Origin of the sequence: Janthinobacterium sp. GMG1 (genome assembly GCF_034427795.1) — a bacterium.
Classification (GTDB): Bacteria; Pseudomonadota; Gammaproteobacteria; order Burkholderiales; family Burkholderiaceae_D; genus Janthinobacterium.
Genome location: NZ_JAXQNT010000002.1, coordinates 606,802 through 622,949 on the forward strand (window position 1 = coordinate 606,802; position 16,148 = coordinate 622,949).

Genomic DNA, 16,148 nt, shown 5'->3' on the forward strand with positions numbered 1-16,148 from the left:
GTGGCGGGTGAGGTGCTTAAACCTTGGGCGGCATAAGGCTGTTCCCGCATGGTGCGGCGCAATAAGATAAAATGGGTCTTTAGGGTCCAGTCCACATCGTCACCACACTCCATGAACGCTCCCGCACATATCCAAGCTTTACTGGCAGAAACGCCCAATGGTCCCGCAGCAAGCCGCCTGCGTGAAATCCCGTATAACTACACGTCGTTTTCCGATCGCGAGATCGTCATACGCCTGTTGGGGGAGGACTCGTGGCGCCTGCTCGACGAGCTGCGCGGCGCCCGCCAGACGGGCCGTTCGGCCCGCATGCTGTACGAGGTGCTGGGCGACATCTGGGTCGTGCGCCGCAATCCCTACCTGCAGGATGACTTGCTCGACAATCCAAAGCGCCGCCAGGGTTTGATCGATGCCTTGCACCACCGCCTGGCCGAAGTCGACAAGCGCCGCCTGTCCATCGATGTGGCCGGCGGCGACGCGCTTGCTGCCGGTGAAGCGCCGGAAGTGGCGCAAGCGCGCAGCGCCAACGTGGAACTGCTGCTGAAAGCGGCCAGCAAGGCCGTGGCCGATTTCGGCGACGAATTCCGCAAGACCTATGACTTGCGCAAGCGCACGGTCAAGGTGCTGGGCCGCTACACGGAAAAACACAATGTGCGCTTCGATGGCATGACGCGCGTCTCGCACGTGACGGACGCCACCGACTGGCGCGTGGAATACCCGTTCGTCGTGCTCACTCCCGACACGGAAGAGGAAATGGCTGGCCTGGTCAAGGGCTGTATCGAGCTGGGATTGACCATCATCCCGCGCGGCGGCGGCACCGGTTACACGGGCGGCGCGATTCCCTTGACGCCGATGTCGGCCGTCATCAACACGGAAAAACTCATCACTTTGGGCGCCGTGGAAATGACCGTCTTGCCGGGATTGAGCCACGAATACGCGACCATCAATTCGGGCGCGGGCGTGATCACGAATAAAGTGTCGGAAGCGGCGGAAAAGGCCGGTTTCGTGTTTGCCGTCGATCCGACCTCGGCGCACGCCTCTTGCATCGGCGGCAACGTCGCCATGAATGCGGGCGGCAAGAAGGCTGTGCTGTGGGGCACGGCGCTGGACAACCTGGCCTCGTGGCGCATGGTTGATCCGAACGGCGACTGGCTCGACGTCACGCGCCTCGACCATAACCTGGGCAAGATCCATGATATCGCGCTGGCACGTTTCCAGCTGGAATGGCGTCACCCGAGCACGCGCGACGCGACCAAGCCGAACGCGCCATTCAAGACGGAAATCCTGGAAATTCCTGGCCGCAAGTTCCGCAAGGAAGGCCTGGGCAAGGACGTCACCGATAAATTCCTCTCCGGCTTGCCGGGCATCCAGAAAGAGGGTTGCGACGGCCTGATCACGTCGGCGCGCTGGATTCTGCACAAGATGCCGAAGTTCGCCCGTACCGTCTGCCTGGAATTCTTTGGCCAGGCGCGCGACGCGATTCCGTCGATCGTGGAAATCAAGGATTACCTCGATGGCTTGCCGGCCAAGGGCGAGCAATACACGACCATCCGCCTGGCGGGCCTGGAACATCTGGACGAGCGCTACCTGCGCGCCGTCGGCTATGCCACCAAGTCGAAACGGGGCGTGCTGCCAAAGATGGCCCTGTTCGGCGACATCGTCGGCGACGATGAAAATGCCGTCGCGCAAGCGGCGTCGGAAGTGGTGCGCATCGCCAACACCCGCGTGGGTGAAGGTTTTGTGGCCGTCAGCCCGGAAGCGCGCAAGAAATTCTGGCTTGACCGGGCCCGCACGGCCGCGATCGCCAAGCACACGAATGCGTTCAAGATTAATGAAGACGTCGTGATCCCGCTCAATCGCATGGGCGAATACACGGATGGCATCGAGCGCATCAATATCGAGCTGTCGATCAAGAACAAGCTGCAACTGGCCGAGGCCCTGAGCGAATTCTTTGGCAAAGGTAATTTGCCAGTAGGCAAGAGCGACGACGCGTCCGATGACCGTGTCGATGATGCGGAAATGCTGGGCGACCGCGCTGAGCAGGCGCAGCAGTTGCTGGCGCAAGTCACGGCCCGCTGGACCTATCTGCTGGCCCAGCTCGATCGTCCGCTGGCGGACGTGAAGGGCGAATTGGCCGCGCTGGGCCTGGAGCGCTTGTTGCCCGTGTTTGATGCGCGCCTGGAAACGCAGCCGAACGCCACCCTGTTCGACGTGGTGCAGGACCGCACCGTGCGCATTACCTGGAAGCAAGAGATTCGCGCCCAGTTGCGCCAGATCTTCAACGGCGCCGCCTTCAAACTGATCCTCGACGAAGCCACCGCGATTCACGCGCGCATCTTGCGTAGCCGCGTGTTCGTCGCGCTGCACATGCATGCGGGCGACGGCAACGTGCACACGAACTTGCCCGTCAATTCGGACAATTACGAAATGCTGCAGGACGCCCACCAAGCCGTGGGCCGCATCATGATTTTGGCCCGCTCGCTGAACGGCGTCATTTCCGGCGAACACGGTATCGGCATTACCAAGCTGGAATTTTTGACGGAAGAAGAAATCGGCGAATTCCGCAGCTACAAGCAGCGCATCGACCCGGAAGGCCGTTTCAATAAAGGCAAATTGCTGAACCTGCCGGGCATGGGCGCCGACTTGCGCAATGCCTACACGCCATCGTTCGGCCTGATGGGGCATGAGTCCTTGATCATGCAGCAAAGCGATATCGGCGCCATCGCCGACAGCGTCAAGGATTGCTTGCGTTGCGGCAAGTGCAAGCCCGTGTGCTCGACCCATGTGCCGCGCGCCAACTTGCTGTATTCGCCACGCGATAAGATTTTGGCGACCTCGTCCCTGATCGAAGCCTTCCTGTACGAAGAGCAGACGCGCCGCGGTATTTCCATTAAGCATTGGGAAGAGTTCGAGGACGTGGCCGACCATTGCACCGTGTGCCATAAATGCGTCACGCCTTGCCCCGTCAACATCGATTTCGGCGACGTGTCGATGAACATGCGCAACTTGCTGCGCAAGATGGACAAGAAGAGCTTTAATCCGGGCACCAAGGCCACGATGATGTTCCTCAACGCCACCGATCCCGTGACCATCAACGCCACGCGCAAGGTCATGATCGGCTGGGGTTACAAGGCGCAGCGCCTGGGCCACGACTTGCTGAAGAAATTTGCCAAGAAGCAAACCAAGGCGCCGCCGCCATCGACGGGCAAGCCGCCCGTCAAGGCGCAGGTTATCCACTTCATCAACAAAAAGATGCCGGGCAACTTGCCGAAGAAATCGGCGCGCGCGCTGCTCGACATCGAAGACGACAAGGTCATTCCGATCATCCGCAACCCGAAGACGACGACGGCCGATACGGAAGCCGTGTTCTACTTCCCCGGTTGCGGTTCGGAGCGCCTGTTCTCGCAAGTGGGCCTGGCCACACAGGCGATGCTGTGGGAAGTGGGCGTGCAGACGGTCTTGCCGCCGGGCTACTTGTGCTGCGGTTATCCGCAGCGGGGCGCGGGCGAGTTCGACAAGGCCGAGAAGATGATGACGGATAACCGCGTCCTGTTCCACCGCATGGCCAACACGCTTAATTACCTGGACATCAAGACGGTGCTCGTCTCGTGCGGTACTTGCTACGACCAGCTGGCAACGTATCAGTTTGAAAAGATTTTCCCAGGCTGCCGCATCATGGATATCCATGAGTATTTGCTGGAGAAAAACGTCAAGCTGGAAGGCGTGAACGGCACGCGCTATATGTACCACGAGCCATGCCACAATCCGATGAAGCTGCAGGAATCGGGCAAGACCATCAATTCCCTGATCAGCACGGTCGATAACGTGAAGATCGAGAAGAATGACCGTTGCTGCGGCGAATCGGGTTCGCTGGCCGTCACGCGTCCCGACATTTCTACGCAAGTGCGTTTCCGCAAGGAAGAAGAGATGGTCAAGGGTGCCGACAAGCTGCGCGGCGATGGTTTTACAGGTGACGTGAAAATCCTCACCAGCTGCCCGTCGTGCCTGCAAGGACTCTCGCGCTACAATGATGATTCGGGCACGACGGCCGACTACATCGTCGTCGAGATCGCCAAACACTTGCTGGGAGAGAACTGGATGCCGGATTACGTGAAACGCGCCAATGACGGCGGCATCGAACGGGTGCTCGTGTGACCTGTGATTTATGCCAGTTGCTCGACAGCTTCGCCAGCAAGCAGGGTTGTGAAACCTTGCTGTGGCGCAGCGAGCGCCTGTCCGTCGTGGCCGTTGATGACCCTGCATATCCCGGTTTTTGCCGCGTGATCTGGAACAAACACGTGAAGGAAATGACGGATTTGACGCCCGGCGAGCGCAATTACGTCATGGAAGTCGTGTGGCAAGTCGAGCTGGCCGTGCGTGAAGTGATGCAGCCGGAAAAGGTCAACGTGGCCAGTTTCGGCAACATGACGCCGCATGTGCACTGGCACGTGATTCCCCGCTACCGCGACGACGCGCATTTCCCGAACCCGAGCTGGGCTGTCGTGCAGCGCGAGACGGCGCCCGAGGTGCTGGCCGCGCGCCGCGCCCTGCTGCCGGCACTGCGCGACGCCATCATTCAACGTTTATCCGCATAAAGTATCGTCATGACTGAAAAAACAGCAACACCGCAACCGACCGGCTTGACCGTGCACAACCAGTCGCGCGTGCTCGACGTGGCGTTCGACGATGGCAGCGAATTTGCGCTGCCGTTCGAATACCTGCGCGTGTATTCGCCGTCGGCCGAAGTGCAGGGCCATGGCAAGGGCCAGGAAACCTTGCAATTAGGCAAGCGCCTGGTCGGCATCACGGGCCTGGAGCCGGTCGGCAACTACGCCGTGCAGCCCACCTTCAGCGATGGCCACAATTCCGGCCTGTACACCTGGGCCTATTTGTACAAGCTGGGCGCGCAGCAAGCGACCCTGTGGCAGGATTACCTGGACCGCCTGACGGCAGCCGGCTACCCGGGCGACAGCGGCCGCGACGCCAAGGCCGACATGACGATCAAGCAATCTTCCGGCCACGTTCATGGACCGAGTTGCGGGCATAAGCATTAAGGAAAAATAAATGCGGTAATCTTGTCGGATTGCCGCAGATCCATTCGTCGTATGAATGCCCGCGCTTGCGGGCATTTTTCTTTTGGAGAAGAGACTATGGAATACCTGATCCTGATCTACGCCGACGAGGCACGCTATGCCGCCATGCCAGACGAGCAGATGGCCAGCCTGATGGCCGACTTTGCCAGCTATACGCAGGACCTGGACGCCGCTGGCGTGCTGCGCGGCGGGGCCGAGCTGGCGCCCGTGCGCAGCGCCACCAGCGTGCGGGTGCGCAATGGCAAGCCCGTTGTCACGGATGGGCCGTTCGCGGAAACCAAGGAGCAGCTGGGCGGATATTACCTGCTCGACTGCGCGCACCTGGACGAGGCGCTGGCCTGGGCCGGGCGTTGTCCGGCCGCTTCCCTGGGCACCATTGAAGTACGGCCTGTCACGGCATAAACATGGCCGGCGACGCCCTGTCGGCCGTCGAGCACGTCTTTCGCCAGGAAAGGGGCAGGGTGCTGGCCGGCCTGATGCGGCGTTTCGGCGACCTGGGCCTGGTGGAAGATGTGTTGCAGGAAGCGTGCCGCAAGGCGCTGGAACTGTGGCCGCGCACGGGCATCCCCGATAATCCCGCCGCCTGGCTCAGTTCCGTGGCACGCAATGCGGGGCTCGATCACGTGCGCCGCGCGGGCAAGAGCGTCGGCGAGGCCGAGGCCGTGCTGTCGCGCCTGCCGGCGGCCGTGATTGAAGAAGCGCACGCCATCGAAGACGACCGCCTGCGCCTGCTGTTTATTTGTTGCCATCCCGCGCTGGCACCCGAGGCGCAGGTGGCGCTGGCCCTGCGCACCTTGTGTGGCCTGTCCACGGGCGAGATCGCGCGCGCCTTCGGCCTGGCGGAAGCTGCCCTGTCGCAGCGGCTGTTGCGCGCCAAGCGCAAGATCGCCGAGGCGCGCATTCCTTTCGAGTTGCCGCCGGAGCAAGAGTTGCAGCAACGGCTGGCGCAAGTGCTGCACGTGATTTACCTGGTGTTCAGCGAAGGCTATTGCGCCAGCGCCGGCGATGCTTTGCTGCGCGCGGACTTGTGCGCGGAGGCGCTGCGCCTGGGACGGCTGCTTGACAGCCTGCAGCCCGGCCAGCCGGAAGTGCAGGGCTTATTGGCCCTGATGCTGCTGCAGGCGTCGCGCGGCCCGGCCCGCCTGTCGCCCGAGGGTTTTTTGCTGACCCTGGAAGAGCAGGACCGGCGCCTGTGGGATGACGCCCTGATTGCCGAGGGACTGGCGCTGCTGGAACTGGCCTTGCCGGCGCGCGCACCGGGGCCATATCAATTGCAGGCGGCGATTGCCGCCTTGCACGCCAAGGCTCCCACGGCCAGCCAGACGGACTGGCGCCAGATCAGCGCCCTGTACGGCGCCTTGCTGCGGCACAAGCCGGAGCCGTTGATCTTGCTCAATGCCGTGATCGCCTGCGCGATGGCGCATGGCGCCACACATGGCCTGGCGTGGCTGGAACGCCTGGAAGCCGTGCCCAGCCTTGCCAATTCGCATTATCTGCACGCGGCCCGGGCCGACTTGCTGCGCCGCCAGGGGGACCGGCCGGGGGCGCTGGCAGCGTATGCCCGGGCGGCAATGCTGGCTGCGAATGCAGTGGAAAGGCAATACCTTCTCCGGCGTCACGGGGAAATGCGCCTGCCGCTTGTATAATGCTCCCAAGTTCAAACAGACTGCCTACCATGACCAATACGACCCATTTCGGATACAAAACAGTTGCAGAAGACGACAAAGTGCGCGAAGTCGCCAAGGTGTTCCATTCCGTCGCTGCCAAATACGACGTGATGAACGACTTGATGTCGGGCGGGCTGCACCGTCTGTGGAAGACGTTCACCATTGCCAACGCGGGCGTGCGCCCCGGTTTCAAGGTACTCGACATCGCCGGCGGCACGGGCGACCTGTCGAAGGCCTTCGCCAAGCAGGCGGGTCCTACCGGTGAAGTCTGGTTGACCGATATCAATGAATCGATGTTGCGCGTGGGCCGCGACCGCCTCTTGAATCGCGGCTTGCTCACCCCCACCTTGTTGTGTGACGCGGAAAAACTGCCATTCCCCGATAATTATTTCGACCGTGTCAGCGTTGCCTTTGGCTTGCGCAACATGACGCACAAGGATGTGGCGCTGGCGGAAATGCGCCGCGTGCTGAAACCGGGCGGCAAGTTGCTGGTGCTGGAGTTTTCCAAGGTGGCAGCGCCCCTGCAAAAGCCGTACGACCTGTATTCGTTCTCGGTCTTGCCGTGGTTCGGGCAGAAAATCGCCGGCGACGCGGAAAGCTATCGCTACCTGGCAGAATCGATCCGCATGCACCCGGACCAGGAAACCTTGAAGACCATGATGGAAACGGCGGGCCTGGAACGCGTGCAGTACTACAATTTGACGGCAGGCATTGCCGCTTTGCACACCGGTATCAAGATGTAATGCATCAACGTTGGTGATTTTAGGAGATGGAATGAAATTGAAGAAATTTATGGTCGGCATGATGCTGGCCGCGACCACGGTATCCATGCTGGGCGAGGCGCTGGCCCGTCCCATGGGCGGTGGCCGTTCGTTTGGCCGCCAGTCGCAAAACGTGGGCCGCCAGGCGCCCGCACCGGCACCAACCCCGGCACCGGCCGCCGCGCCACGCCAGGCGCAACCTGCGCCGGCTCCCGCACCGGCCCCTGCCGCCAAGGCACCAAGCCGCTGGAAGGGTTTATTGGGCGGCGCCTTGCTCGGTCTGGGCCTGGGCGCCTTGCTGTCGCATTTCGGCCTGGGCGGCGCCTTGGCCAGCATGATCAGCACCCTGCTGATGGTGGCTTTGCTGGCCGGCGTAGCCTTCTTTATCTACCGCATGGTGCGCGGCAAGCGTGACAGCAATGCCGGCGGCAATGCGCCGTTCGCGGGTTTTGGCGGCAACCAGCCTGCGCCAGCAGGCAACGTGCCTGACATCGGTTCGCGCATCCCGCCGCTGCCGCCGCTGCAGCCTGTCTCGTCCGGCGTAGGCCTGGACAAGCCGGCCCCGGCTGCCGCCCCATGGGGCGTACCAGGCGACTTCGACAAGGATGCCTTCCTGCGCCACGCGAAAAGCAATTTCATTCGCCTGCAAGCGGCCTGGGACAAGGCGGACGTCAACGATATCCGCGAATTCACGTCGCCGGAAGTGTATGCGGAATTGCGCATGCAAATCCAGGAACGTGGCGCGCAGCCGGACTTTACGGATGTCGTCACCATCGATGCCGAACTGCTGGGCATCGAGACGAGCGTCAACGATTACCTGGCCAGCGTAAAGTTTACGGGCCTGATCCGTTCGGCGCCGGGCGCCGCGGCCGAACCGTTCGCGGAAGTATGGAATATGTCGAAACCCGTCAGCGGCAATAGCGGCTGGGTCCTGGCAGGCATCCAGCAATTGAATTAATTGTAAAAACTTGCTGAATACCGGCTTAAGTCCATGCGGAATGCATGATGCTTAACAGATATTTCCTGCTGAACTGGTAAGATCGAAACCGCCCACGTTGTTTTACGGGCGGTTTTTTCTTTTTAGGGGCGCGAAGCGCGCAACATGATGGCACCACTTTCCGATCTCTCCCTGATGACGCCCGTCATCGCGACACTCAACCACTTGCTGGCGCAAGAGCCGTGGGCGCGCCAGCAGCTGGCCGTGCACGCCGGCAAGCTGGCCTGCATCGACACGGGCGCCGTGGCCTTGCGCCTGCGCGTCGACAGCGCAGGCATGCTGGAGGCGGCGCCTGCCGACATGCCGGCCAACGTCACCATCCGCGTGAAATTGTCCGACGTGCCGCTGATCCTGCAAAACCGCGAGCGGGCGTTTTCGTATGTGAAAATCGAAGGCGATGCCGAGTTTGCCAATGCGATTTCGCAATTGAGCAAGGGCTTGCGCTGGGAAGCCGAGCACGACCTGGAAAAGGTCGTCGGGCCCATGCTGGCCACGCGCCTCGTTGCCGGGGCGAAAGATGCCGCCGCCTTTGTCCGCACGGGCCAGCAAAAGCTGGCGGAAAACGTGGCCGAATATTTTCTCGACGAACAGCCCATGCTGATCCGTCCTTCTACCCTGCAAGAGTATTCCGCTGGCGTGACGCGCGTGCGCGATGACGTTGAACGCCTGGCCAAGCGCCTTGCCCGGCTGGAAAAGGCGGCTGCCGCCGCCCAGCCGCAGTCCTCCTTACCGGATTTGTCTACATGATATTGAAATTCCTGCGCCTGTTTAAAATCATCCGTGTTTCCATCAAGTACGGTCTGGATGAGATAGCGATTTCTGGTCTGCAAGTTCCCCGCACCGCCAAATTGATCGACACCCTGATTTTCTGGCGCGACCTGTCGTCGCCACGGGGCTTGCGCCTGCGCCTGGCGCTGGAAGAGCTGGGCCCGATTTTCGTCAAATTCGGCCAGGTGCTGTCGACCCGGCGCGACTTGATGCCGCTCGACATCGCGGAAGAACTGGCGCGTCTGCAAGACCGGGTGCCGCCGTTCGATTCCGACCTGGCCATTGCGCAAATCACCAAGTCGCTGGGCGCGCATCCGGATCAGTTATTTGCCCGCTTCGAGCGCGAGCCGGTGGCGTCCGCCTCGATTGCCCAGGTGCACTTCGCCACCTTGAAAGACGGCCGTGAAGTGGCCGTGAAAGTCTTGCGTCCAGGCATGAAAAAGCTGATCGACGAAGACGTGGCCCTGATGCACATCGCCGCCGACTGGACCAGCCGCCTGTGGGCCGACAGCAAGCGCCTGAAACCGAAAGAAGTGGTGGGCGAGTTCGACAAATACCTGCACGACGAGCTGGACCTGATGCGCGAGGCGGCCAACGCGAGCCAGCTGCGCCGCAACTTCGCCAACTCGGACTTATTGCTGGTGCCGGAAATGCACTGGGATTACTGCTCCAGCAGCGTTATCGTCATGGAACGCATGTATGGCATCCCCGTGTCGCAGACTGAGCGCCTGGTGGCGGCCGGTGTGGATTTGCGTAAACTCTCCAGCGATGGTGTGGAGATTTTCTTCACGCAAGTGTTCCGCGATGGCTTTTTCCATGCGGACATGCATCCGGGCAATATTCTCGTGTCGATCGCGCCAGAATCGTTCGGCCGCTATATCGCGCTCGATTTCGGCATCGTCGGTACCCTGAACGACTACGACAAAGATTATTTGTCGCAAAACTTCCTCGCCTTCTTCCGCCGCGACTACAAGCGCGTGGCCGAGGCGCATATCGAGTCGGGCTGGGCGCCGAAAGACACGCGCGTCGATGAGCTGGAAGCGGCCGTGCGCGCCTGCTGCGAGCCGATCTTCGACCGTCCGCTGAAAAATATTTCTTTTGGGCAAGTCTTGCTGCGCCTGTTTCAGACCTCGCGACGCTTCAATGTGGAAGTGCAGCCGCAACTGGTGCTGCTGCAAAAGACCCTGCTCAATATCGAAGGCCTGGGCCGCCAGCTGGACCCGGAACTGGACCTGTGGCAAACGGCCAAGCCGTATCTGGAAAAATGGATGAGTAACCAGGTGGGGCCACAAGGCTTCATGGAGCGCCTGCGCGCCGAGGCGCCCCGCTATGCGCACATTTTCCCGCAACTGCCGCGCTTGCTGCACCAGGCCTTGACGGTGCATGGCGAACCGCGTGAAAACGATGTGGAACTGATGAAAACCTTGCTGGCTGAGCAACGCCAGACGAACCGCTTGCTGAGCTTTATCGTGTACTTCGTCGGTGCTTTCGCCCTCGGCGCACTGGGCTTGCAAGTGTTCATGCGCTGGCATCAACTGCCGTTTTAAAGGCTGAGGACGTAAGTGATGGCTGACTTCCATACCCGCGATCCACTCTCGCCCGCCTTCTGGGACGAGCGTTTCGAGAAGCAATTCACGCCCTGGGACCACGGTGGCGTGCCGTCGCGCCTGCGCAGCTTCGTTGCAGGCAGCCCGGCGCCGCTGCGCTGCCTGATTCCCGGCTGCGGCTCGGCCTATGAGCTGGTCTTCATGCTCGATCACGGCTGGGATGCCACGGCCATCGACTTTTCGCCGGCCGCCGTGGCCGCCGCGCGCGCCGTCGTCGGTGCGCGGGCAGGGCAGGTGCTGGAAGCGGATTTCTTTGCGTGGGAACCCGCAGCGCCACTGGACCTGATCTATGAGCGGGCTTTCCTGTGCGCCATGCCGCGCGCCATGTGGCCGCAGGTGGCGGCCCGCTGGGCGCAGCTGCTGGCGCCGGGCGCCATGCTGGCCGGTTACTTTTTCTTTGACGACAATGTCAAGGGGCCGCCATTTGGTATTTCGCGTGAGCAATTACAAGACTTGCTGGCGCCGCATTTCGATTGCCTCGCCGACGAAGTCGTGGACGATTCCATCGCCGTCTTCGCCGGCAAGGAGCGCTGGATGAGCTGGCGCCGCCGGGCGGACTGAGGCGGGCGGGGCAATTTCTGCTGGGAGCAAAGGAAAAGCTTTATAATTCAGGGTTTTTGATGATTTTCTCGGAGTAGAGATGCCGATTTACGCTTACCGTTGTGACGAGTGTGGTTTTGCCAAGGACGTCTTGCAAAAGATCTCCGATCCAGTACTGACGGTGTGCCTGTCGTGCGGCAAGCCCAGTTTCAAGAAACAATTGACGGCCGCCGGTTTCCAATTGAAAGGCACCGGCTGGTACGCGACCGATTTCCGCGGCGGCACGGCGCCCACCACGGCCATTCCGACGGGTCCGGCCGACGGCGCCAAGCCTGCTGTAACCACCGAGAGCGCGCCTGCCGCGGCACCTGCGCCCGCCCCGGCTGCCGCTGCGCCGAAAGCGGACTGAAAAGCGCGCCGCGCCGCTACGATCCCTTACTGAGAAACCGATGCGTAAATACTTTATTACCGGATTACTGATTTTGGTGCCCCTGGCCATTACGGCCTGGGTCCTGAATCTGGTGATCAGCACGATGGACCAGTCGCTATTGCTGGTGCCCGGCAGTAAGCAGCCCAGCGTCTGGTTCGGTCGCCAGATTCCCGCGCTGAGCACCATTCCCGGCCTGGGCACGGTATTGACGGTACTGATCGTCTTCTTCACGGGCTTGCTGACGAATAACCTGGTCGGTAATTACGTGGTGAAACTGTGGGAAAAATTGCTGCAACGCATACCCATCGTCAATTCCCTGTATTCGAGCGTCAAGCAAGTGTCGGATACCCTGTTTTCCCCGTCGGGCAATGCCTTCCGCAAGGCCGTGCTGGTGCCATATCCGCACCAGAACTCCTGGACCATCGCTTTCCTGACCGGCGTGCCGGGCGGCGATGCGGCGAACCACCTGGTGGGCGACTTTGTCAGCGTGTACGTGCCAACGACGCCGAATCCGACATCGGGCTTTTTCCTGATGATGAAACGCAGCGATGTCGTCGAACTCGACATGAGCGTCGATGCGGCGCTCAAATATATCGTCTCGATGGGCGTGGTGGCGCCTGCGGAAGTTGTTGCTGTACCGGCCCCGGCAGCCAAAGAATAAAGGCAGGCGTCCCACGTGGGACGTGGCCGGATTGAACACTCACTAACCTGAACTGAGAATTTTATGTCTATGCGTACTGAATACTGCGGCCTCGTTACCGAAGCCATGCTGGGACAAACCGTCAGCCTGTGCGGCTGGGTACATCGCCGCCGCGACCACGGCAGCCTGATTTTTATCGACCTGCGCGACCGTGAAGGCCTGGTGCAAATCGTCTGCAACCCGGAACAAGCGGAGATGTTCAAGGTCGCCGAAGCCGTGCGTAACGAATTCTGCCTGCGCGTAACGGGCGTCGTGACCAACCGTATCGAAGGCACCATCAACAACAACCTGAAGTCGGGCAAGATCGAAGTGGTCTGTTCGGAGCTGGAAGTGCTGAATCCTTCCGTGCCCGTGCCGTTCCAGCTGGACGACGACAACCTGTCGGAAACGACGCGTCTGACGCACCGCGTGCTGGACCTGCGCCGCCCGCAAATGCAAAACAACCTGCGCCTGCGCTACAAGGTGACGATGGAAGTGCGCAAGTACCTCGACGCGCTGGGCTTCATCGACATCGAAACGCCGATGCTGACCAAGTCGACGCCAGAAGGCGCGCGCGATTACCTGGTGCCGTCGCGCGTCAACGCAGGCAGCTTCTTCGCCTTGCCGCAATCGCCACAGTTGTTCAAGCAACTGTTGATGGTCGCCAACTTCGACCGTTACTACCAGATTACCAAGTGCTTCCGCGACGAAGACTTGCGCGCTGACCGCCAGCCTGAATTCACGCAGATCGACTGCGAAACCTCGTTCCTGACGGAACAGGAAATCCGCGACCTGTTCGAAGACATGATCCGCGTCGTCTTCAAGAACACGCTGGACATCGACCTGCCGAACCCGTTCCCGGTGATGGATTTCGCCGAAGCGATGGGCCTGTACGGTTCCGACAAGCCGGACATGCGCGTCAAGCTGGCCTTCACGGACTTGACCGAAGTCATGAAGTCGGTCGAATTCAAGGTCTTCAACGGCGCCGCCAACATGAAAGGCGGCCGCGTGGTTGCCCTGCGCGTACCGCAAGGCGGCAGCATGCCCCGTTCGGAAATCGATGCCTACACGCAATTTGTTGCCATCTACGGCGCCAAGGGTCTCGCTTACATCAAGGTCAACGAGAAAGCCAAGGGTCCTGAAGGCTTGCAGTCGCCGATCGTCAAGTTCCTGCCGGCTGACGTGCTGGCCACGATCCTCGAGCAGACGGGCGCGCAAGACGGCGACCTGATCTTCTTCGGTGCGGACAAGGCCAAGGTCGTCAACGACGCTATCGGCGCGCTGCGCGTGAAAATCGGTCACAGCGAGTTCGGCAAGAAAGCCGGCCTGTTCGAAGACGTGTGGAAGCCATTGTGGGTGGTTGACTTCCCGATGTTCGAGCACGACGAAGAAGCGGACCGCTGGACGGCGACCCACCATCCATTCACGGCGCCAAAAGACGGCCATGAAGACATGCTGGAAAGCGATCCGGGCGCCTGCATCGCCAAGGCTTACGACATGGTCTTGAACGGATGGGAGCTGGGTGGCGGTTCGATCCGTATCCACCGCGAAGAAGTGCAAAGCAAGGTCTTCCGCGCACTGAAGATCGATGCCGAAGAAGCGCAGCTGAAATTCGGCTTCCTGCTCGACGCCCTGCAATACGGCGCGCCACCGCATGGCGGCCTGGCATTCGGCCTGGATCGTATCGTGACCATGATGACGGGTTCCGAATCGATCCGCGACGTGATCGCCTTCCCGAAAACCCAGCGCGCGCAAGACTTGCTGACCCATGCGCCGTCGGAAGTGGACGAGAAGCAACTGCGTGAACTGCACATCCGTCTGCGCAGCGCCGAGCCAAAAGTAGTGTAATGAAGCATGCGGCTGCCCAGGCGGCCGCTGTTTGATCCACTATGCAAAAAAAGGCGCTGTTGTGGCGCCTTTTTCATTGTTGATATGACTCATAAAATTCCTGTTTCCGTGCTGGTCGTCATTCATACGGCTGACCTTGACGTCTTGCTGATCGAGCGCGCGGGCCAACCCGGTTTCTGGCAATCGGTGACGGGTTCCGTCGATGCCGTCGACGAACCGCTGCTGCAGACGGCCGCGCGCGAATTGGCGGAAGAGACCGGCATCGTTGCCGATGGCCATGACATCGTGCTGCGCGACTGGAACTTGTCGAATGTGTACGAGATCTATCCGATCTGGCGCCACCGCTATGCGCCCGGCGTGACGCGCAACACGGAACACGTGTTCAGCGTGCAAGTGCCGCGCGACATCGCCATCACCCTGAGCCCACGCGAGCACTTGCAGCACGCGTGGCTGCCTTACCTGGCGGCGGCCGACCGCTGTTTCTCATCTTCCAACGCGGAAGCGATTTTGCAATTGCCGGCCATGACGGGCCTGGCGCGCCCCACCTGATTTTTCCTAGAAAGCATTCCATGTTGAACTGGTTACATTTGACGACGCAGCAAAAACTGCTGGGCACCCTGGGCATCGTTTTTTGCCTGTGCTTTATCTTCCTGCTGTTCAGCTCTACGGTGCCTGGCCGCACGCCGCCGATCGGCATGCCGCTGATGGCGATCGGCTGGCTGCTGCATCCGGGCGCCTTTGCCAAGGGCAAGCGTACCGTGGCCTGGCGCGGCGCGCCGTTGCTGGTCAAAATCGTCTGGGCGGCCGGCATCACCGCGCTGCTCGTCAGCGTGACGGCGGGCGTGGGACGCATGCTGGCCTGATTGTGGGTTTTAGGTGCGCACGCGCACCTACTTCGGCGCCGTGCGGGGCCCGTCAGGGAGTAGAATCAATGCATGAAAATCCGCGTAGCAACTTATAATATACACAAGGGTGTCTCCTCCGTGCGGGGCTTGCCCAGGGTGCACGCATTGAAGCAGGCGATCGCTCTCTTCAATGCCGATGTCGTCTTTTTGCAGGAAGTGCAAGGCAAGCACGACCGCAATGCGGCCCGCTATGGCGCCGAGAAAAACGGCCACAAGCATTGGCCGGAAGCGTCGCAGCACGAGTTCTTTGCCGGCGCCGAACACCATTCCGCGTATGGCATGAATGCCGTGTATGACCATGGCCACCATGGCAACGCCTTGCTGAGCAAGTTTCCCATCGCCTCGCAAACCAACCACGACGTGTCTGACCATGCCTACGAGCAGCGCGGCATCCTGCACTGCGTGCTCCAGACGCCGCAGGCCGACGTGCACTGTTATGTCGTTCACCTGGGCCTGTTCGAATCGGGGCGGGGAAGGCAGACGCAGGCGCTGATCGACGCCGTCATGGAGTCGGCGCCGAATGGCGAGCCCGTCATCATTGCCGGCGACTTCAACGACTGGCGCAACACGCTCAGCGACAAGCTGCGCAATGCGCTCGGTGTGGTCGAGGTATTCGACCAGCGTGCGTCGAACTCGGCCCTGGGCGACCTGGTGCGCACCCTGGCGCGGCGCCAGACGAAAACGCCGATCCCCGTGCCGGCGCGCACCTTTCCCGCCGCCTTGCCGTGGTTCCGCCTGGACCGCATCTATGTGCGCGGTTTCCACGTGGAAGGCGCGCAAGTGATGCATGGCACCCTGTGGGCGAAATTGTCGGACCATGCGCCGATCGTTGCCGCTTTGAAACTCGCGTAGACTG

General features: G+C 61.2%; 16 protein-coding genes. All 16 read left to right on the forward strand.

Translation table 11 applies throughout. From position 1 onward, the window contains the following. The first annotated feature begins 111 nt into the window (after positions 1–111). Complete coding sequence (locus tag SJI03_RS07755) at positions 112–4,152, forward strand: DUF3683 domain-containing protein (RefSeq protein ID WP_322426730.1); 4,041 nt, start codon at positions 112–114, stop codon at positions 4,150–4,152. Next, the gene (locus SJI03_RS07760) at positions 4,149–4,592 is read left to right on the forward strand and encodes an HIT family protein (RefSeq protein ID WP_099378496.1); all 444 of its coding nucleotides are present in this window, start codon (positions 4,149–4,151) and stop codon (positions 4,590–4,592) included. The genes SJI03_RS07755 and SJI03_RS07760 overlap by 4 nt, the downstream gene beginning before the upstream one ends. A 9-nt stretch (positions 4,593–4,601) precedes the next feature. Then, positions 4,602–5,051: a gamma-butyrobetaine hydroxylase-like domain-containing protein gene (locus SJI03_RS07765; protein WP_099378497.1), complete on the forward strand. Its 450-nt coding sequence runs from the start codon at positions 4,602–4,604 to the stop codon at positions 5,049–5,051. 96 nt (positions 5,052–5,147) lie between these two features. Further along, a complete protein-coding gene (locus SJI03_RS07770) occupies positions 5,148–5,492 on the forward strand; it encodes a YciI family protein (RefSeq protein ID WP_322426731.1) in 345 nt (114 codons plus the stop codon). Positions 5,493–5,494: 2 nt separating this feature from the next. Continuing rightward, positions 5,495–6,736: an RNA polymerase sigma factor gene (locus tag SJI03_RS07775; RefSeq protein ID WP_322426732.1), complete on the forward strand. Its 1,242-nt coding sequence runs from the start codon at positions 5,495–5,497 to the stop codon at positions 6,734–6,736. A 29-nt stretch (positions 6,737–6,765) separates the two neighbouring features. Beyond that, entirely contained in the window at positions 6,766–7,500 is a 735-nt protein-coding gene (gene ubiE / locus SJI03_RS07780; RefSeq protein ID WP_034753359.1) for a bifunctional demethylmenaquinone methyltransferase/2-methoxy-6-polyprenyl-1,4-benzoquinol methylase UbiE, read from the forward strand. Between the two features lie 31 nt (positions 7,501–7,531). Beyond that, positions 7,532–8,476, forward strand: a complete 945-nt coding sequence (locus SJI03_RS07785; protein WP_322426733.1) for a Tim44-like domain-containing protein — start codon at positions 7,532–7,534, stop codon at positions 8,474–8,476. Between the two features lie 147 nt (positions 8,477–8,623). After that, positions 8,624–9,262 carry a ubiquinone biosynthesis accessory factor UbiJ gene (locus SJI03_RS07790; protein ID WP_233516181.1) on the forward strand — a complete coding sequence of 213 codons (639 nt, stop codon included), beginning with the start codon at positions 8,624–8,626 and terminating at the stop codon, positions 9,260–9,262. Next, on the forward strand, positions 9,259–10,830 hold the full coding sequence (gene ubiB / locus SJI03_RS07795) for a ubiquinone biosynthesis regulatory protein kinase UbiB (RefSeq protein ID WP_322426734.1): 1,572 nt from the start codon (positions 9,259–9,261) through the stop codon (positions 10,828–10,830). The genes SJI03_RS07790 and ubiB overlap by 4 nt, the downstream gene beginning before the upstream one ends. Before the next feature lie 18 nt (positions 10,831–10,848). Continuing rightward, positions 10,849–11,451 (forward strand): methyltransferase, encoded by a 603-nt coding sequence (locus SJI03_RS07800; RefSeq protein ID WP_099378503.1) that lies wholly within the window; start codon positions 10,849–10,851, stop codon positions 11,449–11,451. Between the two features lie 79 nt (positions 11,452–11,530). After that, a complete protein-coding gene (locus tag SJI03_RS07805) occupies positions 11,531–11,839 on the forward strand; it encodes an FmdB family zinc ribbon protein (RefSeq protein WP_322426736.1) in 309 nt (102 codons plus the stop codon). Between the two features lie 40 nt (positions 11,840–11,879). After that, entirely contained in the window at positions 11,880–12,521 is a 642-nt protein-coding gene (locus SJI03_RS07810) for a DUF502 domain-containing protein (RefSeq protein WP_099378505.1), read from the forward strand. A gap of 69 nt (positions 12,522–12,590) precedes the next feature. Then, complete coding sequence (gene aspS / locus SJI03_RS07815) at positions 12,591–14,387, forward strand: aspartate--tRNA ligase (protein WP_035824170.1); 1,797 nt, start codon at positions 12,591–12,593, stop codon at positions 14,385–14,387. Between the two features lie 84 nt (positions 14,388–14,471). Further along, a complete protein-coding gene (gene nudB / locus SJI03_RS07820; protein WP_099378506.1) occupies positions 14,472–14,936 on the forward strand; it encodes a dihydroneopterin triphosphate diphosphatase in 465 nt (154 codons plus the stop codon). Between the two features lie 20 nt (positions 14,937–14,956). After that, on the forward strand, positions 14,957–15,250 hold the full coding sequence (locus SJI03_RS07825; protein ID WP_176387726.1) for a hypothetical protein: 294 nt from the start codon (positions 14,957–14,959) through the stop codon (positions 15,248–15,250). A 72-nt stretch (positions 15,251–15,322) separates the two neighbouring features. After that, positions 15,323–16,144, forward strand: a complete 822-nt coding sequence (locus tag SJI03_RS07830) for an endonuclease/exonuclease/phosphatase family protein (RefSeq protein WP_322426737.1) — start codon at positions 15,323–15,325, stop codon at positions 16,142–16,144. Positions 16,145–16,148 lie beyond the last annotated feature (4 nt).